Below are 555 nucleotides of genomic sequence, written 5' to 3'. Positions count from 1 at the left end.
GCGTCGGCGACGCCCTCGGCGTCCTTGATCCGCCGATCGTCGCTCAGCCAGGCCAACTCGCGTTCCAGCTCGGCCAGCACCTCGGGGTCCAGCAACTCGCGCAGCTCCGCCTGGCCGAGCAGTTCGGCCAGGAGCCGGGAGTCCAGCGAGAGCGCGGCGGCCCTGCGCTCGGCCAGCGGCGAGTCGCCCTCGTAGAGGAACTGCGCCACGTACCCGAAGAGCAGGGAGCGCGCGAACGGCGAGGGCTCGGGCGTGGTGACCTCCACCAGCCGCACCCGGCGCGCCTCGATGTCGCCCATCAGCTCGGTCAGCCCCGGCACGTCGAAGACGTCCTGGAGGCACTCGCGGACGGCCTCGAGGACGATCGGGAACGAGCCGAACTCGCTGGCCACCTGCAACAGTTGCGAGGCGCGCTGACGCTGCTGCCACAGCGGGGTGCGCTTGCCCGGGGTGCGCCGTGGCAGGAGCAGCGCGCGGGCGGCGCACTCCCGGAAGCGGGCGGCGAACAGCGCCGAGCCGCCCACCTCGTCGGTCACCAACTGGGACACTTCGCCC

Annotated in this window: 1 pseudogene; it reads right to left on the bottom strand. The window is 73.2% G+C overall.

The annotated features are described in order from the left end of the window. A pseudogene (locus tag KUM32_RS44490) lies at positions 1 to 555 on the bottom strand (DEAD/DEAH box helicase); the annotation flags it as partial.

This window comes from Streptomyces sp. AC627_RSS907 (genome assembly GCF_019049165.1).
Note: the sequence above shows the minus strand (reverse complement) of the source record. Positions and strands in the feature narration are given on the sequence as shown.